We start from the raw sequence: 25,522 nt of genomic DNA, 5'->3' as shown, positions 1-25,522 counted from the left end.
CTATATTTATCATGATAAATTCAATTCTGAATAAATTAATAACAAGCTATCTATGTTGCATGCTTATCGTAGTATTTCAGGCTTGCCATAAAGATAACAAAAGTGCATCTGTGCCGGTAGTAGAAGAAAATTCTATTGAGCTGACTGAAGACCAAATGAAAAGGTTGGATATAAACCTTGTATCTCCTGAGAAAAAGGCATTGGAATCATATGTTCATTTTAATGGAAAAATTGTGGCCTTACCAAACTATAGAGCAGAGGTAAGTTCCAATGTGCAAGGGAAAATAGAAAAAGTGTTTGTTCATGAAGGTGATTTTGTTGAAAAAGGTAAACCCCTTGTCGAACTAAGCAGCATGAGGCTGGTAGAACTTCAGGAAGAATATTTTGCAGCTAAAAATGAAACTGATTTCTTAACTATTGAACTTAAAAGACAGGAAGAACTCAGAAAAAATAATGTCGGTGCACTTGTAGATCTTCAGACAGTACAAACCAAGCATAGGGCTTCCCTAAACAGACAAGCATCGCTGAAAGCAAAACTTGCGTTGCTGGGTATTGATATGGAAGGAAATGGATCTGAAGCAATAAGAACAAAATTATCAATCAAAGCTCCAATCTCCGGATACATACATTCACTGCCTGTCAGCGTTGGGATGATTGCATCTGCTGAAACAATTCTGGCTGAATTGATAGATGTGAGTCAGCTTCTTGCTGAAATTTATGTTTATGAAAAAGATATTGATTTAATTAAAGCCGGCCAATCTGTAACCCTTGACTTTATCAATCACTCATTCGGAGAAGTACAGGGAACTGTATTCAATATAGCTAAAGTAATTGATGAGAACACAAAAGCAATCAATGTCTTTGTTAAATTCACTGCTCCGGGCAAAAGCATTATCCTTCCAGACATGAACATAATGGCTATACTAGAGAATAAGAGTAATAACACTCCCGCTCCAACTGTACCTCGCTCCAGCTTGTTACAGGAAGATGATCATTATTATATCTTCTTAACAGATAAAAAAGTAAAAGAAGGTAAGATTAAACTTAGCAAACATAAAGTTGATCTGGGAGATAAAAATGAAAAATTTACTGAGATCATTTTTCCAAATCCTGTAGAAAATGAAATATTTGTAGCTGCAAATAATGTAATGGCAATAGAAATGGAAAGAAAGAAAAAGACAGGTGGCGTTTTTGCTGATTAAACTATCTGAATAATATAAAAGCGAGCCCTTTGATTACATGTTGAGTCAAAGGGCTTGCTTTTTATTTCTCTCATATTGTAGAATTATTTTTTTGGTTTCTTTGAAAGAAGAAGACAAACAAAAAAAGATCTGTTCTTTTATGACAAAGTAAAAAATATAACTTTTTCCCCTTACTTCTTCCGTTAACTATGTATACACAATCATATATTAATTCAATATCCCCTTCATAAAATCCCAAATACCCATAACATTAATCTCCGTATCGCCGAAAAGGCAGACTATAACGATGTAATTTAATTTCCTTAAAGACAACCATTTAAAAGCTCTACCCCTTTACTGCATTTTTAATTACAAAAGCAAAAAAAGTATTTCAAAAATTTTTAGATGTATTTTTATTCTATACTTTTGATCCGGGTTATGGTCACAAACGCTAGCTATGTTTATGAACAATGTTCTTCTGTAACCCTCATATATCTAGGAACTCAAGCGCGCTGAATTCTTAAAAAACCACCAATCTGTTATGTCTTACTAGGACATAATAACAAAGTACCGTTTTGGCTTTCTCTGTATCTCATTCAGTTAAAATGAACCTGAGCCAGGCAAGCTATACCCTTTAAAATATTCAAACAATACTTATTAAAAACATTTATGAAAACAGAAAAAATTGCTATCGGCTGTAATATATACGGCGTTGACGTAAACCACCTTTCAGATACTGAAATAAGTTCACTCCAAAATGAGTTGTACAAAAACCGGATTATCATTCTTAAAAATCAGGATATATCCGATGAAGCTTATTGTAACTTTGCTACTAGATTCGGAACTCCCATACCCTATCTTCAAGAGAACTATCACCATCCGAAGTTTCCGCTGATCTTCGTATCATCAAATGTAAAAAAAGATGGAAAACAAATAGGCGTACCTCGTACGGGTGGATACTGGCATTCTGACACATCGTTTGAGAAGGATCCAAAAGTACTTACTATGTTATTGCCTAAAGTACTTCCTTCAACGGTTAAAAGAACAACTAAATTTATTGACATGAACGCTGTATACAAAGCACTTCCCAAGAAGCTTCTCAAGGAAATAGAAGGAGAAGAATTTATCCATAGCGGAAGATGGAAATATAAAATCCGTCCGGAAGATGCAGGTATAGATATCTCTGAAATGCTTGAAATGATTGACTTTTACGCCCCTCCTGTCAATCACCCAGCCATTCTTGAACATCCATATACTAAAGAAAAAATTGTATACGGTACAAGAGGCTTTACAATAGGGATTAAGAATAAATCTCTGGATGACTCTCAAAGAATATTAAATGAAATTTTTGACTTTGCAGAAACAGATCAGTTTATCAGAGAAGTTACCTGGTCTCTTGGTGATCTTATCATATGGGATAATCGCTTTCTCGCTCATTGTTCAGGAAGAAAAAAAGCCGTCACTGAAAACATCCACGAAGATGTAAAGAAAGAAGAAGAAACGATGATGTACAGAATTACCTTAAAGGATGCATTTCCTTTGTGTGCCTCTCTACTCCATGAAAATGTTAACGCATTACAAAACTGAAACCACTATGACAACTGCAATAAAAAACACCTATAAAAGTGGGGCACCTGTAATAGAAATCTCCCCTGACTTTCTTGATCTTATACTAAAGCCATACAGAAATCATGCAAAATACCTGTATGAAGCAGAGATTACTCATTTCCTGGAAAAACTGGAACCTAATTCTACCACCAGTCTGATCACTGCCAGAGGAAAATTTTCAATTCCTGAAAGCTGTTATATAGATGATACTGGACATTTCAATGCTGTTGAGTTCAATATATGTTTTAATCAACTTGCATATGTAATGTTTGGGAAATGCCTTCAGGAAGGAATCTTTCAAAGGCTGATACCAATATGGGAAAGTAAAATAAAACTTGACTATGACATTTTCCTGAGGCAACAACTTTCCTCAATGCTTATAGTAAAAATAGAAGGAAAATTTTTAAAACAACTTGACAGCGATGGTTTCTTTGGAGAAATATCGATTGATAAAGTAATCTCTTCTAATGATGCTCACTTTGCTTACACTACTGTTTCATTCTCCGATGGAGATGGTATTAAATGCAAAGGGTCTGTTGTACTTGCCTTCAATCCAATTCATGAATAAACAAAAAAGCAATGCAATCCGCTCTGCGGAAACCGTGGCTGCCCTAAGAGCAGCCACGGCTCAAGAAGAGGATATTTGTATCCAGTGTGAAGATTATCTTGCTAAATTTTTCATTGGATACAAGTACCGTCTTATTACAAGCATAAAACCTCAATGGCTTCTTCAAAAGCTCATTGAAGCCATGTCTCCTGGAAGTTACTGTTTTGCTATCATCAGAACAAAATTCTTTGATGAAATCCTTCTCAAAGAAATATCCAGAGATATAGAACAAGTGGTGATACTTGGCGCAGGATATGACACAAGGGGAATCAGATTCAAAGCACATCTTAAGAATATAAAAGTATTTGAAGTCGACTTCCCGGGAACACAGAAAAATAAAAGAAAAAAGCTTGTGCATCTTCCAGAAGAAATTCCTTCTAATATTCATTATATTCCATTGGACTTTAATGAAAGACCTTTTCAAGAAGGTCTCATAGAAGCAGGGTTTTCTAAGAAAAAACGGACCTTGTTTTTGTGGGAAGGTGTTTCTTATTATCTACCTGAAAAAGTCGTTGTAGGAGTACTTAGCTTTATATCTCAATGTGCAGCAGGAAGCTCTATAGTTTTTGACTATGCTACAAGAAAATTTGTAAATGGAGACCATAGCACGCATGGAGGTAAAGAAATTGCTAAGTGGCTGGCAAAAATTAAAGAACCATTTCTGTTCGGTCTAAATGCAGATGAAATAAGTCCTTTTTTATCCAAACAAAACTTGTCTGTGGTAACTGATTGTGGACCTGAAGAGCAAGAGAATATGTATTTGAGAAACAGAAATGGAAAGATTATTGGCCAGACACTAGGACATGTAAGAATGGTACATGCCAGAATTTCAGACAAATAAATCGATCTCATATGAAAAAACATTGTGAAGAGTCAGATATACTTAAATTTCCTCATCCTGTACTTAAGTCTTCTTCATTAAAGAAAAAGATAAAAGAGATTACATTGAATGAAAAAAAATATGTACTATACAGGGACAACGACGGTAAACCTGTTGCATTTCCCATAGCTTGCCCACATCGGGGTGCCCTTTTATCAAAAGGTAAAATAAATAAAAAAGGAGAACTTGTATGTGCGTATCATGCGTGGAGAATCAATGCCTCAGGCAAAGCTCAGAGCCCTTCGGTACCTAACAAAACCTGCGAAGTACATAGCTTAAAAACATGGGATAAATATGGCTTTATATGGATTGCAAATAAAGACACACCAGATGAAGCATTTCCGGAGTTTATCAGACCTGGATATGAACTGATAGGCAAATTTTCCTCTCACTTTGATGCACCAATAAAGGTTGCACTGGATAATTTCGGTGAAATTGAACATGCATTTAAAGTGCATACTTTTATAGGGCCAGGACTTAATGAACTGAATACTGTAGACTTTAAAGTTAAAATTGAAGAAGAACAGACTTTTGGATTTCTGGATTGTAAATACAGAAACATGCCGTTGTTTTTAAGTTCATTTTTCGGAATAAAAAAAGGTGATCACTATCATAATGATTGGGTGTTTAGGTTTAAACCTCTTCATGGATCATACAGAAACTATTGGACTGATAAAGATACCAAGGCCGAACGGGCTGTCTCTTTTATCATAACAAGCTTTCTTGTCCCTGTAAATGCTAATGAATCAAAAATCCAGGTATTCGTGCAAATGGCAGTTAATAACAAATGGTTAAAACTCCTTTTCCCTGTTTTAAAATTATCTACACTACTTATTACCAAATTTGAAATATGGGCAGACGCAGGTATTGCTAGATATGCTGCTGAAGATCCTGAAGACGGGACCAACTGGAAACTCACCTATCTTGACAAACAAATTATGCCTAACCGAAAATTAATGGATAAAATATATTTCCAAAAACAGGATAAAAAAGTGCTAACTGGAGAAGAAATTGAACATTAAAAGAGCCAAGAGTATTATTCCTAATACTCTTGGCTTCATATCAGAAGCTTCTATAATATGGCCTTGATATAAAAGGAGAAAATGGCCATGGTACAGCAAGAAATATTATGAGTATCACTATTCCGAAATAGATCAATACATATTTTCTTTTTAGCTCATATGTCTGGGTTCTTTTTATAATAGAAGATCCTATTGTTAATACGAACACCGCGATTGTCATCATTATCACATGATATAAACCAAAAAAAGTCATTTCAGGTATAGCCAGGCCTTCTTTTATATTAGCTCTGAAATATTTTACCATTGGGCTTTCAAAATAAAGATAATAACCAAGAATAAGCTGGATATGAGCAAAGGAAACTGTTGTTGATTTAAATATATCACCTAACTTAAAAGCAGGCTTTTCATTATTTCTATTGGTTGCAAAAACCATGATGGTACCTATAAGCCCCAATACCAATAACCATCTTATTATTGAATGAAATGAAAATATTATCTGGTACATGATCAAAACTACAATTCTTCAATACTATAAACTAGCTTATTTCTATCAAGATACGACTTAAGCTCTTCAAGTCCTTCCCAAACTTCTCGTTTAATACTTTTACATACATAAATACCCGATTCTTCCACCTCAATTACATCTCCCCAGGTTTCATCATCTGATTCAAAATCCACCAGTTGCCTTAGCTCTTCCTTATTACCGTCTGAAAGATCGACGTGAATAAAATACTCAAATCCCATGTCTTTATCAAAATTACTAACTAATTACAATTATTAAATTACATTACTTTGCGCTTAAAATCCTTTCATGACGGCCTTAGCTGTTTCTTATAAAGCGCTATCCAAGACTGCGGAGTCATTTTAGATACAAGTTCTCCAATTAACTTAAAAGGGATCTGATCTATCTTTTTGAACCTTATACAACTTTTACCCATATCCAGCTTTGTTTTGCCCAATTTTTCATATTCATCGACAAACCATTTCAACAAAGTATTATCAGCATAAATACCCATGTGATAAAGGGCAATAAAATTTTTCTGAGAAGCAATACTAATAAAGGGCAGTGGTAATTTAGGATCACAATGGTACCCTTGTGGAAACAAAGAATGCGGAACTACATATCCGGGCATGCCATAACTTATTACCTCTTCAAAACCTTCGGGAAGATTATTTACAATAACATCCCTAAGCTCTGTCATTGCTACCTTTCTATCTTCTGGCAATGAATTGAAATATTGTTGTACTCCTTTATCTTTTATCATAAAACTTTTAAAGGAAAATTTTAGACTTCATGATTTTTCAGCCGCTTATTAGCAAGGTATACTTTTTTCATATATTGAAGCAAACCTCCGTTAAAATCTTCCAGTGTAAAATTAGAATGAGTAAGATCATAACCTAATTTTCTCAATTCAATCACCACCTCATCATTTGCATCTGGGGCTATTGGATTTGCCCATGGGTTCTTCATTTCATCAAAAATTCTGTCATCTACACCTGATAATACTTCTGTAATCCACTGATGAACAGTTACCGTTGACGCAATGCCCTGTGGATTGACCGGACTCGGATCCGCTTTGAATAATGAGTCTCCTGAAGTTCTTCCGGATTCCAGCAATAATAATGTTCTTAATGCAGCCCTGTTATTGGCATCATTAAGTATCAGATTTCCATAAGTAGTTGTAAGCAGATTGTTTCTGACATCAGAGAGTTTACTTTTATAAAAAACATTTGCAGGTCTGTTTTTCATATAAATCACTTTGGCAATGTCGTTATCATTACCGGCAGTAAGGTAGTTCATCATCAATGTTACCAAACCTTTTAGTTCAGGAACTCCATTTTGTGAACCTGGTGGTATAGCACCAATAAGTCCCTGCATTACTTTAAGGGCTTTAGCCGGAGACTCTTTGGCCAATTTTGTTGCATTATATGTACTTGCCGTACCACTTAAGGGGAATGCGCTTATGAGTTTCGCAGCCTGATCAAGAGGAACACCAACTGTAACCTGAGGAGCTATACGATCCCAGTTTGCATAATTCTGAGCTGAAGGAAGGCCCACATAATAGTTTGTTCCTAATAGCTGCTGTGCAGGTGGCCCCTGCTGCGCAAGCTGTTTTATGTTTATAATTCTTGACAACCATACCGTAGCAATAGCATCGAATTGGCTAGGTGTCAGACTGTCATCTATCGGATCTGTTACAGCTTCTATAATAGACCATTGATTAAATGGCTCCAGTATCGTTTGCGCATGTGCTCCTGAATGATCTGCTGAAATTGTTAATGTTCCCTGTCTTAAATTCTGAGCCATTGTTTGCGGATGCGCATCTCTGTATAGATGTGGGTGAATGCCCACTGTTAAAGGGTCCGGATTAGGAATTCTACGTGTGATAGGTATCCCTGTTTCAATTTCAAAACCAATTCGTCTTTGCATTACATTGAATGCTGAACTACTTTTGGAAACTTTATTATTACTGCCCGATGCCTTTCTTTGCACTGCCCTTTCTCCCATTTCATCAGCTTCTCTTTCCAACCCTTCATCATCATTGATATTAACAGCGCCTTTCATCTGCATCGTTGGCTTCACCCTGCCCTGCTTTTGCTGCACCACATGCCAAGCTTCATGAGGAAGATGTTTCTCCTGACCTGTCCCCAAATGGATATCTGTCCCCTGAGCATAGGCAAGCGCATTGACACTTGCAGGTTTTTGCGAATTATAATGCACCTGAACGTCATCCATAGAGATCCCAGACAAAGATTCTATTCCGCTCTTTAACCCTTCTGGCAAGCCTCCTGATTTTTTTGCTGAATTACCTTCATCACTAAACCCAGACGCTCCTTTTTCCTCTTTCTTTTGGAGTGGATTTTCTTCTTCCTTTTGTTGAATAGGGTTGTGGATTGAACCATAACTAACATCGGTTTCTTTCGTCTGCATAGACTGCAACACTGCATCACCATATCCGCTTACTTCACCTTGACCAAACAGGCCAGATACCTTGCCATATTGCCGAGCACTGGATGTACTATGGGAATTTTGGCTACTCCTTCTTTGTATAGAGGATTCTTTCTGAACTCTTTCTGAATTTGAAGTCATACTTAGCAGAACTAATTCTTACAAATGTTAAACACCAGTTTTTCCCTCTTTGGCAAATTCTCTGTTAATTCCAGTCATTAAATCTCCAGCTTTTATTTTATCTGAATTTCTGGAAACTGCCTTAAGACAGCAGTGACGCAATACATTCGTAACGGAGCCGCCACAAATTTTGTATCGTTCAGCCAGATTAGACAGGTCCACATCTTCATCATAAACAAAACCTTCCGGCTTTGATTTTTCCCATAGCAATAACCTCTCAGAATAATCTGGCAGGGGAAAATTTACAATGGACTGAAGTCTTCTATAAAAAGCCTGATCTATATTCTTTTTGTAATTGCTGGCAAGTATCACCAACCCATCATACTGTTCCACACGCTGAAGCAGGTAAGCTACTTCCTGATTAGCATATCTGTCATGTGCATCTTTCGTCTCTGACCTTTTACCAAATAATGCATCAGCTTCATCAAAAAAAAGAATCCAATTTTGTCCTTGTGCCCTGCTAAAAATCTTTGAAAGATTTTTTTCCGTTTCGCCCACATACTTAGAGACAATCATAGACAGATCAATCTTATAAGTTTCTCTTCCTGTAGCCTTTCCTATTAAGGATGCTGTTAATGTTTTCCCTGTTCCTGGAGGCCCTGCAAATAATGCTCTATAGCCTGGCATTGTTTTCCGCGTATAGTCTTTATTACTTAACAACTGTTTTTCAAAACGAACCCAATCAAGGATGTCTTCTACCTGATCCATTGTTTCCTTATTTAGCACAAGATCCTCCCATTCCAGTGAAGTCGATATTTTCTGTGCAGGAAAATCTGGAGAAAAATGGGGTTCAAGCGCCTTTCCATTAATCAGGCAATCCATAACTTCTTTTGAAGGATTAAGCAACTGACTTGTGAATGGTTCATCAGGCTGAGTTAAATGCAGAGATATAAGATGAAATGCATTTAGCTTCTCTTCCGGATTAAATAAATACAACCAATCGAGCACATTCCCCTGTCTTCCAGCAAGCAGATAGAGAGCTGTTTGTATAGTAGGAATAAAGCCTCTGTAAGACTTTCCCAAAGCACCGCCTATTTCCGACGGAATCATTTCCATCTGATTCTTTACAGTAAGAAACCTATTGCTAAGCTCCGGTTTCAGAAATGGACTAAGGCTAAGGACAAGGATCAGTCTTTCTGCTGGCGAGAGTTTACATTTTTCAATAATAGAACCATAGATATCTTCATTTACCACGCTAGGTGCGGGTACAAGAGAGAGCAGATCTCCTTCAAAAACCTGGAATGAAATTCTCAGATCAAGAACAGATTCCAGCCAGGAGATATCCATATTTAAAGCAGCATATGTCCGCTGAATGACCTCGGTTTGCATTGTCATTTTCCTGGTATTATTAAGTTCAAGGGAAAGAGCGGGAGACTCTTTTAATAGAATTGTATGAGGTAAAAATAAAACTTATTTAATTATTTCAAACTATCATAAAAAAGTTTCTGTTGAAAAAACATAATTCAAAACTCTTAAAAAATTACTAAAAATCAATACACTACCTAACTAATCTGCCCTTAAAACCTCAAGTTTTTTAGGTAAAAACTCATAAAAACATCAGGAAATTTTCTTCATACTAAAAATTAAAATAAAACGGTAAGTATATTTGAATTTAGATTTATAAAAAAAAATGAAAATTCTTATCATTGAAGATGAAGTAAATGTCGCTTCTTTTATTATGAGGGGCTTCCAGGAAGAAGGACATTCCGCAAGCATAGCTATGGATGGTGCTACCGGTCTTCAGATGATGACTGATCATACATTTGACCTTGTAATATTGGATCTGATGCTTCCTGGCATCAATGGCATGGAAATTTGCAGACGAATAAGAGAGGATAATACCGATGTCCCTATCATTATGCTAACAGCACTTGGCACGACCGAAAACGTTGTATCCGGTCTGAATGCTGGTGCTGATGATTATATGATAAAACCTTTCAAATTTTCTGAACTACTAGCACGTATAGAAGCTATTAAAAGAAGAACACAGAAAAATAATCCCAAAAATTTTATTTTAAAGTTTTCCAATCTGGAAATAAACACCTCTAATAAAACTGTCAAAAGAGGAGACGAAAAAATAACACTCACTGCCACAGAATTCAAGCTTCTGGAATATCTCATGATTAATCAGGGTAGAGTTTTATCAAGGGTAAGCATACTTGAAAATGTATGGGATATCAATTTTGACATGAACACGAATGTGGTGGATGTTTACATTAACTATCTCAGAAAAAAAATAGATAAAGGTTTTGAAGAAAAACTAATACATACTGTAGTAGGCATGGGCTACGTTATGAGAAAAGACGACTGAAATGACAATACGTAGTAAAATTATTATTCTTTATATTTCTTTAACTGCAGCAACCTTATTGTTGTTAAGCATTTTTATCTTCTTATTTACCTCTCATTTCGCTACCAAAAATTTTTTTACCAGACTAAAGGCCAGGGCTTCTATAGCTGCCCACAATCACATGGAGGAAGATTTAAATGCTAAACCAGTATATGAAGAAGTCCGGAAAAAACATCTTGTACCTTTAACAGGCGAAAAAGAATATTTAATTAAAAAAGATACAATATACTCCAAATCTAAAGGAAGTATTTTAAATGTTTTGCCTTCAGCATTTCTTGATGAAATCTTAATGACGGGATATGCTGAATATAAAGACGGAGATGATTTTTATGTTGGTGTATATTATAAAAATGAGTATCCTAGTTATGTCGTAATACTTACTGCCATTGATCAGGAGGGAAATGAGTTATTGTCATCTCTGAGAAATCTGCTTATTGTCGGGTTCATTGCATGTTGTGTAATTATACTCGTGGCTGCCATATTATTTTCAACTCAAATTTTAAAACCCATTACCAGAATTGTAAAAGAAGTTGACCAGATACGTGCATCTAATCTTCACCTCAGGCTAAAGCCAGGAAATGGCAAGGATGAGTTATCTCATCTGGCAAATATTTTCAACAATATGCTGGACAGGCTGGAAGCTTCTTTTGAAATGCAAAGTCATTTTGTAAGCAATGCTTCTCATGAATTGAGAACCCCTCTGACTACGATACTGGGTGAATCTGAAATCATCCTGAAAAGGCCGAGAAGTACGGAAGAATATATCCAGTCGTTACATACAATCGCATCGGAGGCGAATAAACTGGACCAACTCATTACGAGTTTATTAAAAATGTCTCAGCTTGGCTTTGACGGAAAAAAACTGATTACTGAAAAGGTTCAGATGGATGAACTCTTACTTGCAATAAAAGCAGATATTACCAGAAGAATACCAGACAACCAGGTCAGTATTGAATTTTCTGAAATACCTGAAAAAATTGAGTGGATATCTCTTTCTGTAAACAGAATGTGGATGAAACTTGCTATTATCAATATCATTCACAATGCCATTAAATATTCCGAAAATCAAATGGTAACTGTAAAGCTATTTGCTAACGAAAAACTTCTTGAAATAAGCGTTACTGACTCTGGAATAGGAATACCTGCTGAAGACATTACTCATGTATTTGAGCCCTTTTACCGAGGCAGCAATACAACCAACTTTGCCGGGCATGGCATAGGTCTTCCGCTATCACTAAAGATTATCCGTCTGCATCATGGAAAAATTTCCATCAACTCCGAAAAAGATATCGGAACAAAAATAAGTATATACTTTAACCGGGAAGAGCTAAGTGAATAGTAATTAAATATTAATTCACTTTAACATTCTTCTAATTTTATTTTAATCCAAACTTCGTTGATTAATAAAACTGCTAGAATATGCGGGGATTTAAAGAAGAAGAGTTAACTTTTTTCCGGAAATTACTAATCACATTTTTATAACTGTCTCAACTCATTTTAATTTCCGTAGTCTACTTTTGTAAGGAAACAGAGCAGATATGCTAACATTTCTGATTCCAACAGATTTCTCGGAAGAAACATTTACAACAATTAAAAATCTTAAAGCATTGGTTAATTCCGGTTCTTTAAAGATTATCTTATTTTATTCAGTACCACTTCCAAACTCAATCATTGAAACATTATTTCTGCCTAAATACAAAGATTACCGAGGCAGTGATTTTCAAAAAGAATTAGATAAGATAAAGGCAGAAGCAAATAGATCTGATATGCATATTCACATTCACTGTCAATATGGTATCTCTGAAGCTATACTTAATCATATAATTAATGAATATGGTATACAATTTTCTGTATTATCTGACAGGCACTCCACAGACCGGGAATTGTTTGATATATTAAAGAAAAGTAATGCACCAGTCATACATATTCCTCAGGGATGTAAAATTAACACGAATCCTTCTGTCGGGATTATCATTCCCAAAGGTTATAAAGCAATACCTTCGGATCTTCAGAACATATTGCCCTCACGACGGCTTTTTATATTTAACGAGTCTGATAGCTTGGTGAACATTAATGATAAATCAGTTCCTGTTTCCAAGGCAGCTTCAGTGTTAAAAGAAATGCAGGTTAATTTATTGATTGAGATGAATTCAAAAAGAAAAAAATCATTACTCAAGAAAAGTACATCTGCAAACTTTCAATTCGAAATAGGTATTCCTTTATTAAGAGTCAATTATTATTAAAATGCTTAAGATAAACCTATGCTATTAAAGAAAAATATTCCCATAAAATATGTATTGGGCAAGATCAAATATGAACTTGTCTTTATAGTTATCTATGCATCTGTTATTGGTTACCTTGATTCTTCATTACATCTGGAAAACATATCGGTCTCTACCGGTGTACCTACAATATTAGGTACCATAATTTCTTTACTCCTTGCCTTTAGATCCAACCAGGCATATGACAGATGGTGGGAAGCAAGAGTTATTTGGGGAGCAATCGTGAATGATTCAAGGACACTTTCCAGACTTGTATCTTCTTTTATAAACGACCCTGACTTCTCTGTCGAAAAACACTCCTTCAAAGAAAAGTTTATCAAACGCCATATCGCCTGGTGTTACTGTCTGGGAGACTCTCTGCGCAATCAAGTAAGCCTTAGCAGAATAAAACCTTTTCTTTCAGAGCAGGAACTGGAATATGTTTCCAAACATGATAATAAGCCGAACGCACTACTGTATCTCCATAGTCAGGATATAAATCTTGCATTGGAAAAAGGCTGGATCAATGCATATCAACAGGTAAAAATAGAACATATTATAACCAACCTATGCGACTCTATGGGTAAATGCGAAAGAATAAAAAATACTATTTTTCCTACTACTTATAGTATGTACATAAACTTTACCCTGTGGATATTCATTATGTTGTTTCCATTTGCGCTTACCAGCTACTTTGGCTTGTTCGAAATTCCATTGATGATTGCTATTACTTCAGCATTGTTACTCGTTGAGAAAATGGCTATTCATTTACAGGATCCTTTTGAAAACAGACCAACAGATATACCTGTAACCGCTTTAGCAAATACTATTGAAAAAAATCTTATGCAAATACTTAGTGAAGATGCAACTACCACAAAAGCTCACATAGAATCTTACTATGTATTATAATAATCTTATTAAGTGTGGTTATTTTTACTCCGGACTTCAGGCTATCAGAAGTTCCGGAGTAAAATAGCTTTATAGGGGTGCTTAAATAGCAAAGGGGAATTTCTTCCCCTTTGTATTTAAGTTATATTTTATGATATAACTTTTTACCTTTTAAAAGGCTTTCCAAACCTTCCGAATGTCTTTTTTGTCATTGCCCAAAAGAATGGAAACTGGCCAAAAATAAATCCATATGTTAATAGAAAAACATAATAAAATGGGAAGATCACAAATAACCAGAGAAGGAACTTCACATAAAAGGGAGTATCCTCTACTACTCCTATCAATGGAAATAAAATCTTTCTGACCTCAACGGCTGACATTCCTGTTATTGCAAAAACGATAAAAATAATCGCCATCTGCCAATTGTTCCTTATCCCCCACTTATCTTTCAATCTTAACCAAAAGCTCATTCTTTTATAATTTTATTTAACTGAAAATTAATTATCAATTATGAATAAATTCTGAAGTTATTCAAACATTCTAAACTTCCCCCAAGCTCCCGAACCCGGCAAATTGGCAATAAGTTCAATGGGTTCCTTTTTTACTGGGTGAATAAATTTTAATCTCCTGGCATGAAGACAAATACTGTGATCAGCATTTTTTTCAGAAAATCCATATTTCACGTCGCCTTTAATCGGACATCCCATAGATGACAATTGAGCCCTTATTTGATGATGTCTGCCTGTATGAGGACTCACCTCAAGCAAATATGACTCCCCCGATTTACCAACCATCTGATAGTCCAGTTCTGCTCGTAAACTATCCTTTATCTGATTATCATAGGTTTTGGATACATTAATTTTACCATCTTTCTTCATCCAGTGAACCAGCTTTCCTGAAAGATCCGGAGGCTTATTTCCAACAATGGCCCAATATACTTTTTCAACCTTTCTTTCTCTGAAGATCTCATTCATCCTTTCCAAAGCTTTGGAAGTTTTGGCAATGACGACGAGCCCACTTACAGGTCTGTCAAGTCTATGTACAACACCGGCAAAAATATTTCCCGGCTTATTGTATTTAATCCTTAAGTAATCTTTGATATAATCAGGTAATGCCTTATCTCCAGTCTCATCACCCTGCACCAGAATGCCGCTTCTTTTATTAACTATAATAAGATGATTGTCCTCGAAGACAACCTCAAATTTATCTGAGAAATCCACTTTGGTAAGCCTTAAAGTCAGGTCAAATAGTCTGACTGATAATAATAAATTTAATAATATTCATCTTGTCCGGGAAAGTCCACAGACTTTACATCTTTAATATACTCTTCAACAGCATTGGTAATGATATTATCAAGCTCCGCATATCTTCTCAAAAACCTTGGTTTAAACTCTTTGGTAATTCCAAGCATATCATGAGTAACAAGTACTTGTCCATCAACAAATGGACCGGCTCCAATACCAATCACAGGAATAGTTAGCTCTTCGGCAACTGTTTTTGCTAATTCTGCAGGAATCTTTTCCAGTACAATAGCAAAACACCCACAATCTTCTAAAAGTCTGGCATCTTCAATAAGTTTCTTAGCTTCCGCCTCTTCTCTTGCTCTTACTGTGTATGTTCCGAATTTATAAATACTCTGAGGAGTGAGTCCGAGATGCCCCATAACTGGTACACCAGCGCTTAATATTCTTAGAATACTTTCTTTTATTTCTATACCGCCTTCAATCTTTACTGAGTGGGCCCCTGACTCCTTCATGATCCTGATGGCAGATCTTAAAGCTTCAGAAGAGTTTCCCTGATAAGATCCGAAAGGAAGATCCACTACGACCAAAGCCCTGCTTACCGCCCTTATCACAGAACTCGCATGGTAAATCATCTGATCAAGAGTTATTGGCAAGGTAGTCTCGTGTCCTGCTATCACATTCGAAGCAGAGTCTCCAACAAGCAGAACATCAACACCAGCTGTGTCCAGAATTTTTGCCATTGAATAATCGTAAGCAGTAAGCATGGAGATCTTCTCTTTACGATTCTTCATTTCCTGTAACTGGTGGGTAGTTACTTTTCTAATTTCTGATTTGTGAACAGACATCTGACTTTAATAATGCTCTGTAAAAACGGTTATTTAAATTGATAATTTCCTTAAAGGTATGTAATTAATCCAAATAGGCCAATTTTATTCCCTTTCCTATTATTGAAATCTGTGACTTACAGGAGGTATTATAACCCAAATAACTATTGGTTTTTATCCAGGGTTGTATTGATATATGTAAAAAAACATGCTAAAAACTATACCTATTCTATTAATCTTTTTTTCAATCAATCTCGTGGATGATGAAGTTGATATTGAAAAAAGAGGAGCTTTAAAGCGTAAGGAGATTACAGGAGCTATAGCCAGCGCTCTTAAAATGAATAGTTTTGATCTACTTTCGTCATATATTCCAGAAGAAAATGAACTTATTTATCTTAAAAAACACGCTTCTCAAAAAGATAAGTACATCTATGACGAAATTGATCCTGAAACCTTTAAAAATCAAACCAAAGAAAATTTTGAAATTGTAGAGGAAGCAGGAATTGATCATCAATTAAACTGGTCGCAGACAGAGTTGGTAGATCAGCAGGAGATGAAAAAAAATGACTATAATTATACTGTATTTATGGCAGTTCAGGATATGAATGGAAAAACAATGAAATTATCCTATGATGCCATTAAAATAAAAGAAAAATGGTTTATTTTTCAAGGAATTAGAGTGGAACAATGTCTTACAGTGAGAAAAGACTGTCCCAAGCAATAATTGGGACAATCTTTTAAATTGTTTAGTATGCTCTGGCAAATACCACTCTCTTTGTACTAGGCTTGCCTGTATAAATACATTTACCAGGTTCCTCTTTGGCATCAAGAGGTATGCATCGGATAGTGGCTTTTGTTTCTTCTTTAATTTTCTCCTCAGTTTCAGAAGTACCATCCCAGTGGGCTAAAATAAATCCACCTTTAGTATCCAGAATTTTTACGAATTCATCAAAAGAATCAACTTTTGTGGTATTTTCTTCCCTGAACTTCAAAGCTTTATTAAAAATATTCTGCTGAATATCCGTTAATAAGGATTCTACTTGCGTAACGGCTTCCTCAATTTTAAAAGATTTTTTCTCTTTTGTATCTCTACGTGCAATTTCAATTGTTCCATTTTCTAGGTCTCGTGCACCAAGTGCCAGACGAACAGGCACTCCTTTAAGCTCATATTCAGCAAATTTAAAACCAGGAGTCTGGGTATCTCTGTCATCAAACTTCACTGAAATTCCCTTTGCAAGAAGTTGTTTCCTGATAACATCAGCTTTTTCCCTTATTAGTTCTAGTTGTTCTTTTCCTTTGAAAATAGGTACAATTACCACCTGAATCGGAGCCAGGGCCGGAGGTAAAACCAGGCCTTCATCATCTGAATGAGCCATAATAAGTGCTCCCATTAATCTGGTACTCACTCCCCAGGATGTTCCCCAGACAAAATCCAATTGACCTGCCTGGTTTGCAAATTTTACATCAAAAGCTTTGGCAAAATTTTGCCCAAGAAAATGCGAAGTTCCTGCCTGTAAAGCTTTTCCATCCTGCATTAGAGCCTCAATACAGTATGTATCTTCCGCTCCTGCAAAACGCTCATTTGCTGTCTTTTTACCTTTTACAACAGGCATTGCCATAAATTGCTCAGCAAAATTTCCATATATTTCAAGCATTTGTTCGGTCTCTCTGATTGCTTCCTGAGAGGTAGAATGTGCAGTGTGACCTTCCTGCCACAGAAATTCTGCAGTACGCAGAAACAACCGGGTTCTCATTTCCCAGCGAACCACATTAGCCCATTGATTTACAAGCAATGGAAGATCTCTATATGACTGAATCCAGTTTTTATATGTACTCCAGATTACGGTTTCTGAAGTAGGCCTTACTATAAGTTCTTCTTCAAGTTTTGCTTCCGGATCTACAATTACACCTTTTCCATCCGGAGAATTTTTTAATCTGTAGTGCGTTACTACTGCACATTCCTTTGCAAAACCCTCGACGTGACTTGCTTCTTTGCTTAAATAAGATTTGGGGATAAAAAGAGGAAAATAGGCATTGGAATGTCCTGTATCTTTAAACATTTTATCTAAAACCGACTGCATTTTTTCCCAAATGGAAAAACCATAGGGTTTAATAACCATACAACCTCTAACCGCCGAATTTTCAGCCAGATCCGCTCTTTTTACCAGTTCATTATACCATGCAGAATAATCTTCACTTCTTTTTGGCAATCCTTTGCTCATTATTTTTATTTATTTTGGTATACCTTTTGATCTTTAATTATTGAAGTGGCAAATATACTATAAGACTAGAAAATTGTTTTTAAAAGTTGAATAAAACGGTTTTTCATAGTCCTTTAGCCAAAAATAAATTAATTTGCTTATGCATAATGGACTGAAGGTCCTTGTCGTTAGTTATTAATACAGATAAATAGTATTTCTATGAAATCATTTGGACTCAAAAAATTACTGGTGCTGACAGTATTGGGAATAATGGGTGCTTGTACCGGTAATCAGTTCACATCATCTTCTCCTGAAAATGATGACCTTTATTTTTCTTCTAAAGATAAAAGGAAGATACAACCTGTTGCCACTACTAACCAGACATATACAGGAAATGATAGACCTCAGAATTACAATTCTGATAATAATCAAAATTATTCAAATAATTATAACCAGTCTTCATCCAACGAAGAATACAGTTACTCTTCAAGTGATAAACCTGTAGATTATTCAAGATATACATATAAAAGCAGTACATCATCTTCTTCAAGCTCTGGAGGTGATACATATATCACGAATAATAATTACTATGACAACGACGATTACTACTATAGTAACAATTCTGCAAGAAGATATAACTGGGGAATGGGTTATACAACGGGCTGGAACCCTTACGCTTTCTTTGGACCAACTTCAAGAATTACGGTAAGCTTTGGTTACAATACAGGATGGGGTTGGAATAGCTATTATGGCTACAATTCATTCTATCCTGGATATGGTTATGGTAATTATATCTTTTGCGGCACAGGCTGGGGAAACCCTTATTACGGAGGTATTTATGATTATTATTCTCCTTGGTATTCACCATATAACAGATTCTACTCTCCTCACTGGGCTACCTCTTGGTGGGGCACTCCATATTATAGCTATCCCTACTATGGATATCCATACAGCAGCTTTGACCGAGGATATTATAATGGATACATTCAAGGCTATCATAATGGAAATGTAAAATCCAAACCAGTTAACAATGGTCCTAGACAAGACAGAACAGCAGGGAGAGTTAATACTCCTCAAAATAATAATGACCCTAGAACGCAAAGATACTCTAACGGAAATACACAAGAAACCTATAACAATCAAGGCAGAGTAATCAAAGAAGACAAGAATGGCAGAAAACAAATCTATTATCCGGGAGATAATTCCGGCAGTAATAGCCAACAATCTGGCACGTCTTCACCTACTACTACTCCCGATAATCGTTCAACTTATCAATCTAATGACCGCTATTCTTCTCCTTCAAATAATTCAGGGAACTCAGGAGGAGGAAGCAATAACAATAACAATAGCAATAGAAGACAGATTTACAATAATCAGAGAGGTTCTTCTTATGGTAATAGCAATAGCAATAGTAACAGTGGCTATAATAATCACAATTATAACAATAGCAATAACTATAATAATCATAACTACAGTTCGCCTTCTCCAAGAGGTGGTAGCAGCGGAGGTGGTTCGGCTCCATCCCAAAACAGCTCTCCTGCAGGAAGAAGAAGGTTTTAGCATAATAATATGAAGATATCAAAATTCATTTTTACAACAGGCTTTTTAAGCCTGTTTTCTGTTTCTGCTTTTTCTCAAGGTCCATTTGGTTACTATAATGATGCATTGAGATTTTCTCAAAGTACATTTGGAGGTACTGCCCGCTTCCAGGGTATCGCAGGAGCCACAACGGCACTTGGTGCAGATATGGGAACACTTAATAGCAACCCTGCAGGTCTGGGATTTTACAGAAAATCTGATGTGAGTATTAGCCCTGGTCTAAACTTCGCAGGAACCACAACCAATATGCTTGGCACAGAGACAAGGGATAATAAAGTCAGCTTTAATATAGCTAATATCGGAATTGTCTTTTCAGGAGCTAAAGATGATATTGTTCCTGGAAAATACCGCGGAGGTTCATTTGGTATCAGCATGACAAGAACCAATAACTTTCAAAATCAATTTAGTTATAGTGGGTTTAATAAATCTAATACATTCGGACAGTATGTAGCTGAATTAGCAAGAGGATATTCAATTGATGAAGTTTCAAATCAAGATATTAATGCCCTTACTGATATTGTAGGAATAGCTTACAATACCTATCTTATTGATCCGGTAAATTGTGGAGTTGACGCAGATAAAAATCCAATTCAATGCCCTGGAAATCCATGGCATTCACTTATGAGCGACAATATAGTAAAGCAAAAAGAAATTGTTGCTACAAAAGGAAATCAGAGTCAATGGGACATAGCATATGGTGGAAATATTGATGATAAAGTGTATTTAGGAGCCTCTTTAGGCATTGCAACAATAAGATATGAAGCTAACAAGGTATTTACAGAAACAAATACTCAAACAAGAGATACTATTGATAGCTTTTCATTTTATGATAATTTATCACTAAGGGGAACCGGAATTAATTTCAAGGTAGGTGCAATTATAAAACCTGCTGATTGGATAAGAATTGGAGTTACCGGCCAAACACCAACATATTATGCTATCAGAACCATTTACGATTATAAATTAAGAACAAATTTAAATGCCGATTTTGTAAATGAATTTGTCATACCTGACTCTGATCCTACATACTCCACCCTTCCCGGAACTTATAATTATAATCTGACAACTCCGGCAAGGGCTAAAGCAGGAGTAGCCTTATTTGCTGGAAAATCAGGGTTTATTTCAGGAGATGTTGAAGTTGTTGGTTATAGCGGGGCAAGATTAAAAGGTGCTGATCCTCAGGAATTGGATGCTGATAATGATGTAATAAAGAATCTTTATAAAACTACACTAAACTTTAACCTCGGAGCAGAAGCCAGACTTGGAGACTATAGACTTAGAGCAGGATATGCCCGTTTGGGAGATCCATACAGGCATGGAATAGTCGATAATCTGGATAGAACTATCAATACTTTTACATTCGGAGCTGGTTTGAAATCCGAAAGCTTTTATGCTGATATTGCATTTGTAAATACATTCTACAAAAGTAATTACTATTCTTATCACTTAAACAGTGGCAGAGAACCTATGGCAATCGTAAATAACAGAAATACGAGTGTTGTAATTACAATTGGAACTAGTTTTTAATTTTTAAATGAAAATTTATATCAAGATGAAGAGCAAAGTGCTTAAAATAATCATATTATGGGCGGCTTTCTCTTCATCTTTCTTTTTTTCTTTCGCACAACCCAAAGTGGGCCAAAAAGCTCCTGATTTTAAAATTGAAGATCCTAACGGAAAAATAATCCGTCTTTCAGATCTTTCTGACAAAATCGTATTACTTGATTTTTGGGCTTCATGGTGTATGCCTTGCCGCCAAGTCAATCCGGAAATAGTTGCACTTTATCATAAGTATCATGATAAAGGATTTGAAATTTTCAGTGTTTCATTGGATACTAAAAAAGAAGCCTGGCTTAATGCCATAAAAAAAGACCAGCTATCATGGCCCTTCCATGGAAGTGATTTAAAAGGCTGGGAAAATGAAGTAGCTGAACTTTATGACATTTCAGGAATTCCCGCTACCTTTTTAATTGATGAAAAGGGTATTATCATCGGGACTGATCTTGACGAATACGATCTTGACAAAAAGCTTAACTTTCTATTCAATGAGCAAGTTCAGTTTTATCCACAAACCGCCGCCGGCAAACTTTTTTTCACCGCAAAAGCAAAGTATCAGATTGAAGATCTAAAAGGAAATGTTTTACTGAAAGGCAAAAGTGAAGAAGTTGATATTACAGGATTAGCGGCCTCTGAATACCTTATCAGGTACGAAGGTAAGTCATCTCTCTTTCTCAAAAAAGTAAACGATCAGGCGCTTGTTACTTTTTATCCCCAAAGGGTAGATGATCAAATTACTTTATCTAAAAACGCTAATTTCGAAATATACAATCAAAGAGGTAAACTGATTAAGAAAGGATCTGGAGAAGTTATTATGGTTCAGGATCTTTCTTCCGGCAATTACTACATCAGCCTTGAAGGAACTGTTAATACCTTCTTCAAAAAATAATTTTCTTTTCTTTCAACAATTCTATTACTTCTTCCGGAGAAATACCTGCGCTTATTTCCAGGTTAGCCCTTTTGTAAAAATCTGTTCTCTCTGCACTTTTTTGAATAAGAAAAGCCAGCATATCTTCTTTGCTTTTGCCCTTTACCATCGGTCTGCTTTGATCATTTACAGCATACAGCCTTTCTGTAATTAATTCCGGAGAAACGTTCAGATATATACTGAACCCCATTGATTTTATTAAATTCATATTATCATAAAAACATGGTAAACCTCCTCCTGTCGATATGACAATATTATCCAGATGATTGAGTTGCTTTAAGGTTGATTCTTCCAGTCGTCTGAAATATTCTTCACCAAACTGATGAAATATCTCATTAATTGTCAATCCTTCTGTTTTGACTATTGATGCATCGGTATCTAAAAAGTCAAAATTAAGTAGTTCCGCAAGCTTTACGCCAAGGGTAGATTTCCCAGAACCCGGAAGTCCAATTAAAAAAAGCTTCATGCAAGTAAAATTAATGCAATCTGACCCGTGGATCAATGGCTGCATATAAAATATCTACACAAATATTAACAACTATGAAAACGAGAGCTACAAATAAGGTGGTACCCATCACTACAGGGAAATCGAGCTTATATACCGCATCGATTGTAACGGAGCCAATTCCCTTCCAGTTAAATATGTATTCGATAAAAAATGCTCCTGCCATTAGCGAAGCCAGCCACCCTGAAACTGCAGTAATAACTGGATTCAAAGCATTTTTCAACGCATGCTTAAGTATTATTTTATAATATCGAAGCCCTTTAGCTCTCGCCGTTCTTATATAATCCTGTGACAAAACATCCAGCATACTGCTTCTTGTTAACTGAATAATTATAGCCAATGGCCTGAGGCCCAAAGTAAATGCTGGTAAAATAAGATTCTTCAACACCAGCTTTCTTCCATTTAAATCATCCTCCCATAACTGCCCGGAAGTATTCAAACCCGTATAATCAGAAAGGTAGTATCCAAAAACCATTGCAATTAATGCCCCCATTACAAATGGAGGGGCTGAAATTCCTAAAACTGAAAGGGAAATGGTCGAATGATCAAGAAGACTGTTGGGCTTGACAGAAGCCATCATTCCAAAGAGTATTCCAAACACTGTAGCAAATAACATTGCTGCAAAAGCCAGCCAGAAAGTTCCCTCAAGATTTTCAATTATGATCTCACTAACTTTTTTGTTGGTTTGAAATGACCTTCTCAGATATGGATATTTTACTACAACAACTTTATCTTTTACTTTAAAAAGCTTTTTATATTCATAATTCTTTTCATTTGCTTCAGTATCTCGGTGAATAGAAACAGGAGAAAGATCATTCAGATAATAGCCCAATTGCACTGGAAGTGGCTGATCAAGGCCAAGCTCTCTGGTAATGGCCTCTCGGGTGGAAACGTCAGTTCTCTGACCTGCCATCATGGCTACTGGATCACCCGGCAATACATTAAAAAGAAAAAATACAACTATCAAAGCACCGAACAGTACCAGAAAGCCATATAAAAACCTAGTCGATATAAATTTTATCATTTACCTACTTCTGTAGCATTTTTAATTTATCACTATCGGGAATATCATTATAGTGCCATTTTTCGAGCACTGTTCCATCTTTCAACACCAATATCCCCGGATTTGACCTCACCATCATTTTCAAAATGACATCATCCATGAAATAATATGGTACCGCAAGCTGTAACTCATGTCTGAATGCCTCCATTACATCTGAAGAACCAGGTTCGGTTAAAATAACCGGTGAAAATCCCATTTTTTCTGATTGAGTTATCAAATTCCTTAATTTTTCAACACATCCTCCTTCACAATTCTTAAAAGCTTTATTCACGTCAGGTATTGTAATTAGTAATCTTTTACCTGTCAGAATTTCTTTGGTTTTGTCACCTTCGTCGCTATCAACATTAAATCCAATAATTTTAGGGACAAGTTTGGTTGTGTCTTTATTCAAAAGCTCATACCTGACAAACTTATACGAGGTATCAGAAGGATAGTTTTCTTGTAAAAACTCGAATTCCTTACCTCCTTTAGACAGGATAAACTTGTATTTCGGAGTTTCTTCTGCTTTCATTAATTGAGGTATATTGTTCCCCACTTTAAAATTCAGAAGATCAAAATATGGTAAATGATTCGCAGCATGATATCCGGTATAGAAAGTCACAAACGAAACGATTAGCATCAATAAATCTCCTTTTAAAGTATTAAAAACAGAAACTTGATTTCTTCCCAGGAAAAATATTATTAGAATGAAAAACAGAAGAATAAGATCCTTGATGAAGGACTGTTTTGGGGTTAAAACGATCAAGGTTCCGAAGCATCCACATTCTTTCACTTTATCAAAATAAAAGGAATAAAATGTTAAGAATGTGAAAAACACTATTAAAAGCAAAAGTATCCATGTTGTTTGTTTCATCCTGTAATTAAGCAATAATGCTATACCCAGAATCACTTCCAATCCTACAATGGCAATCGACAAGAATAATGAATATGGGGTAAATACCTCAAAAAAAGATCCAAAATCCGCACTAAAAACATGAAAGTATTCCTCAAGCTTAAAAGCTGTTCCGTATGGATCATTCAATTTTACCAATCCGGAAAAAATAAACAAGCAGCCAACTATGATCCTGCTTATAGTATTAATGATTTTCACCATCTATGAAGTTGGATTTAATTAAAGAAAACACACTATAATTAAGCATATCCTGATAATTGGCATTAACACCCTCAGAAACCAATGTCTTGCCGCTATTATCCTCAATTTGCTTGACCCTTAACAACTTCATAAGAATGATATCTGTTATTGAACTTACACGCATATCCCTCCAGGCTTCTCCGTAATCATGATTTTTATTGATCAGAAGTTCAAGAGTTTCTTCAGAATATTTATCATATAGCTCAGCTACTTTCTCTGCGGGAAGCTCCATGGGATCAGTATCTTTTAGCCCAAGCTGCATCATTGCGATAAGACAATAATTTATTATTCCTATAAATTCCGAATTGATATCTTCAGCCACTTTTTGAGTTCCTTTATCTTGAATTGATCTGATTCTTTGGGCTTTGATAAATATCTGATCTGTAATTGAAGGCAAACGCAAAATTCTCCATGCGGTTCCATAGTCCTGCGTCTTTTTGATAAATAAGTCCTTACACTTATTTATTACCTTCCTATACTCATTTTCAGTCTTGTTTGCCAATTTTGATTTCTATTTAGTAGTTTTGTTTAGGTCAAATTTA

Annotated in this window: 26 protein-coding genes; 13 read left to right on the top strand and 13 right to left on the bottom strand. The window is 35.7% G+C overall.

Annotated elements, in window-relative coordinates; translation table 11 throughout:
- Nucleotides 1–11 precede the first annotated feature (11 nt).
- The 5 genes from MYP_RS06710 to MYP_RS06690 all read left to right on the top strand — a co-directional run bounded on the left by MYP_RS06710 (nt 12) and on the right by MYP_RS06690 (nt 5,298).
- On the top strand, nt 12–1,202 hold the full coding sequence (locus tag MYP_RS06710; RefSeq protein ID WP_081990420.1) for an efflux RND transporter periplasmic adaptor subunit: 1,191 nt from the start codon (nt 12–14) through the stop codon (nt 1,200–1,202).
- 648 nt (nt 1,203–1,850) lie between these two features.
- Nucleotides 1,851–2,768, top strand: coding sequence for a TauD/TfdA dioxygenase family protein (locus MYP_RS06705; protein WP_045460291.1), 918 nt, complete (start codon nt 1,851–1,853; stop codon nt 2,766–2,768).
- Between the two features lie 7 nt (nt 2,769–2,775).
- Nucleotides 2,776–3,357, top strand: coding sequence for an FcoT family thioesterase (locus MYP_RS06700; RefSeq protein WP_197060022.1), 582 nt, complete (start codon nt 2,776–2,778; stop codon nt 3,355–3,357).
- The gene (locus MYP_RS06695) at nt 3,350–4,237 is read left to right on the top strand and encodes a class I SAM-dependent methyltransferase (protein ID WP_045460287.1); all 888 of its coding nucleotides are present in this window, start codon (nt 3,350–3,352) and stop codon (nt 4,235–4,237) included. The genes MYP_RS06700 and MYP_RS06695 overlap by 8 nt, the downstream gene beginning before the upstream one ends.
- A gap of 11 nt (nt 4,238–4,248) precedes the next feature.
- On the top strand, nt 4,249–5,298 hold the full coding sequence (locus tag MYP_RS06690) for a Rieske 2Fe-2S domain-containing protein (protein ID WP_045460283.1): 1,050 nt from the start codon (nt 4,249–4,251) through the stop codon (nt 5,296–5,298).
- Nucleotides 5,299–5,338: 40 nt separating this feature from the next.
- On the opposite strand, the gene MYP_RS06685 is transcribed toward MYP_RS06690, so the two are convergent.
- From MYP_RS06685 to MYP_RS06665, 5 genes are all read right to left on the bottom strand, one after another.
- The gene (locus MYP_RS06685; RefSeq protein WP_045460279.1) at nt 5,339–5,803 is read right to left on the bottom strand and encodes a hypothetical protein; all 465 of its coding nucleotides are present in this window, start codon (nt 5,801–5,803) and stop codon (nt 5,339–5,341) included.
- Nucleotides 5,804–5,811: 8 nt separating this feature from the next.
- Nucleotides 5,812–6,042, bottom strand: coding sequence for a hypothetical protein (locus MYP_RS06680; protein WP_045460275.1), 231 nt, complete (start codon nt 6,040–6,042; stop codon nt 5,812–5,814).
- A gap of 65 nt (nt 6,043–6,107) precedes the next feature.
- Complete coding sequence (locus tag MYP_RS06675; protein ID WP_045460272.1) at nt 6,108–6,563, bottom strand: DUF1801 domain-containing protein; 456 nt, start codon at nt 6,561–6,563, stop codon at nt 6,108–6,110.
- 20 nt (nt 6,564–6,583) lie between these two features.
- A complete protein-coding gene (locus MYP_RS24805) occupies nt 6,584–8,389 on the bottom strand; it encodes an eCIS core domain-containing protein (RefSeq protein WP_052429995.1) in 1,806 nt (601 codons plus the stop codon).
- A 27-nt stretch (nt 8,390–8,416) separates the two neighbouring features.
- Nucleotides 8,417–9,763 (bottom strand): ATP-binding protein, encoded by a 1,347-nt coding sequence (locus tag MYP_RS06665; RefSeq protein WP_045460269.1) that lies wholly within the window; start codon nt 9,761–9,763, stop codon nt 8,417–8,419.
- Nucleotides 9,764–10,058: 295 nt separating this feature from the next.
- Between MYP_RS06665 and MYP_RS06660 the strand changes: the two genes are divergently transcribed.
- The 4 genes from MYP_RS06660 to MYP_RS06645 all read left to right on the top strand — a co-directional run bounded on the left by MYP_RS06660 (nt 10,059) and on the right by MYP_RS06645 (nt 13,948).
- Nucleotides 10,059–10,739, top strand: a complete 681-nt coding sequence (locus tag MYP_RS06660) for a response regulator transcription factor (protein WP_045460265.1) — start codon at nt 10,059–10,061, stop codon at nt 10,737–10,739.
- 1 nt (nt 10,740) lies between these two features.
- The gene (locus MYP_RS06655) at nt 10,741–12,117 is read left to right on the top strand and encodes a sensor histidine kinase (RefSeq protein WP_045460262.1); all 1,377 of its coding nucleotides are present in this window, start codon (nt 10,741–10,743) and stop codon (nt 12,115–12,117) included.
- A 199-nt stretch (nt 12,118–12,316) separates the two neighbouring features.
- Entirely contained in the window at nt 12,317–13,021 is a 705-nt protein-coding gene (locus MYP_RS06650; RefSeq protein ID WP_045460258.1) for a universal stress protein, read from the top strand.
- An 18-nt stretch (nt 13,022–13,039) separates the two neighbouring features.
- On the top strand, nt 13,040–13,948 hold the full coding sequence (locus MYP_RS06645; protein ID WP_045460254.1) for a bestrophin family protein: 909 nt from the start codon (nt 13,040–13,042) through the stop codon (nt 13,946–13,948).
- A gap of 143 nt (nt 13,949–14,091) precedes the next feature.
- On the opposite strand, the gene MYP_RS06640 is transcribed toward MYP_RS06645, so the two are convergent.
- Genes MYP_RS06640 through panB form a run of 3 tightly spaced genes read right to left on the bottom strand, consistent with a single transcriptional unit; the run spans nt 14,092 to nt 16,016 of the window.
- Nucleotides 14,092–14,397 carry a DUF6787 family protein gene (locus tag MYP_RS06640; protein WP_045460250.1) on the bottom strand — a complete coding sequence of 102 codons (306 nt, stop codon included), beginning with the start codon at nt 14,395–14,397 and terminating at the stop codon, nt 14,092–14,094.
- Nucleotides 14,398–14,454: 57 nt separating this feature from the next.
- Nucleotides 14,455–15,147, bottom strand: coding sequence for an RluA family pseudouridine synthase (locus MYP_RS06635; protein WP_045460247.1), 693 nt, complete (start codon nt 15,145–15,147; stop codon nt 14,455–14,457).
- 50 nt (nt 15,148–15,197) lie between these two features.
- Complete coding sequence (gene panB / locus MYP_RS06630; RefSeq protein ID WP_045460243.1) at nt 15,198–16,016, bottom strand: 3-methyl-2-oxobutanoate hydroxymethyltransferase; 819 nt, start codon at nt 16,014–16,016, stop codon at nt 15,198–15,200.
- Between the two features lie 187 nt (nt 16,017–16,203).
- Between panB and MYP_RS06625 the strand changes: the two genes are divergently transcribed.
- Nucleotides 16,204–16,719 (top strand): hypothetical protein, encoded by a 516-nt coding sequence (locus tag MYP_RS06625; RefSeq protein WP_045460239.1) that lies wholly within the window; start codon nt 16,204–16,206, stop codon nt 16,717–16,719.
- A gap of 22 nt (nt 16,720–16,741) precedes the next feature.
- On the opposite strand, the gene proS is transcribed toward MYP_RS06625, so the two are convergent.
- The gene (gene proS, locus MYP_RS06620) at nt 16,742–18,217 is read right to left on the bottom strand and encodes a proline--tRNA ligase (protein ID WP_045460235.1); all 1,476 of its coding nucleotides are present in this window, start codon (nt 18,215–18,217) and stop codon (nt 16,742–16,744) included.
- Nucleotides 18,218–18,415: 198 nt separating this feature from the next.
- On the opposite strand from proS, the gene MYP_RS06615 reads away from it, so the two are divergent.
- Genes MYP_RS06615 through MYP_RS06605 form a run of 3 tightly spaced genes read left to right on the top strand, consistent with a single transcriptional unit; the run spans nt 18,416 to nt 22,241 of the window.
- Nucleotides 18,416–19,756 carry a hypothetical protein gene (locus MYP_RS06615; RefSeq protein ID WP_045460231.1) on the top strand — a complete coding sequence of 447 codons (1,341 nt, stop codon included), beginning with the start codon at nt 18,416–18,418 and terminating at the stop codon, nt 19,754–19,756.
- Between the two features lie 9 nt (nt 19,757–19,765).
- The gene (locus MYP_RS06610) at nt 19,766–21,322 is read left to right on the top strand and encodes an OmpP1/FadL family transporter (RefSeq protein ID WP_045460227.1); all 1,557 of its coding nucleotides are present in this window, start codon (nt 19,766–19,768) and stop codon (nt 21,320–21,322) included.
- A 7-nt stretch (nt 21,323–21,329) separates the two neighbouring features.
- Nucleotides 21,330–22,241: a redoxin domain-containing protein gene (locus tag MYP_RS06605; RefSeq protein WP_052429994.1), complete on the top strand. Its 912-nt coding sequence runs from the start codon at nt 21,330–21,332 to the stop codon at nt 22,239–22,241.
- On the opposite strand, the gene MYP_RS06600 is transcribed toward MYP_RS06605, so the two are convergent.
- The 4 genes from MYP_RS06600 to MYP_RS06585 are packed head-to-tail and all read right to left on the bottom strand — an operon-like array spanning nt 22,231 to nt 25,482.
- Complete coding sequence (locus tag MYP_RS06600; RefSeq protein ID WP_045460224.1) at nt 22,231–22,746, bottom strand: shikimate kinase; 516 nt, start codon at nt 22,744–22,746, stop codon at nt 22,231–22,233. The genes MYP_RS06605 and MYP_RS06600 overlap by 11 nt on opposite strands.
- 10 nt (nt 22,747–22,756) lie before the next feature.
- A complete protein-coding gene (locus MYP_RS06595) occupies nt 22,757–23,809 on the bottom strand; it encodes an ABC transporter permease (RefSeq protein WP_045460221.1) in 1,053 nt (350 codons plus the stop codon).
- A gap of 4 nt (nt 23,810–23,813) precedes the next feature.
- Entirely contained in the window at nt 23,814–24,941 is a 1,128-nt protein-coding gene (locus MYP_RS06590; RefSeq protein ID WP_045460218.1) for a BT_3928 family protein, read from the bottom strand.
- A complete protein-coding gene (locus MYP_RS06585; protein ID WP_045460214.1) occupies nt 24,925–25,482 on the bottom strand; it encodes a DUF1599 domain-containing protein in 558 nt (185 codons plus the stop codon). Before MYP_RS06585 ends, MYP_RS06590 begins: the two co-directional genes overlap by 17 nt.
- Nucleotides 25,483–25,522: the final 40 nt, after the last annotated feature.

The sequence above is a fragment of the Sporocytophaga myxococcoides genome (assembly GCF_000775915.1).
Lineage (GTDB): Bacteria > Bacteroidota > Bacteroidia > Cytophagales > Cytophagaceae > Sporocytophaga > Sporocytophaga myxococcoides_A.
The sequence above is the reverse complement of the archived record's forward strand: the minus strand, read 5'-3'. Positions and strand labels throughout refer to the sequence as shown.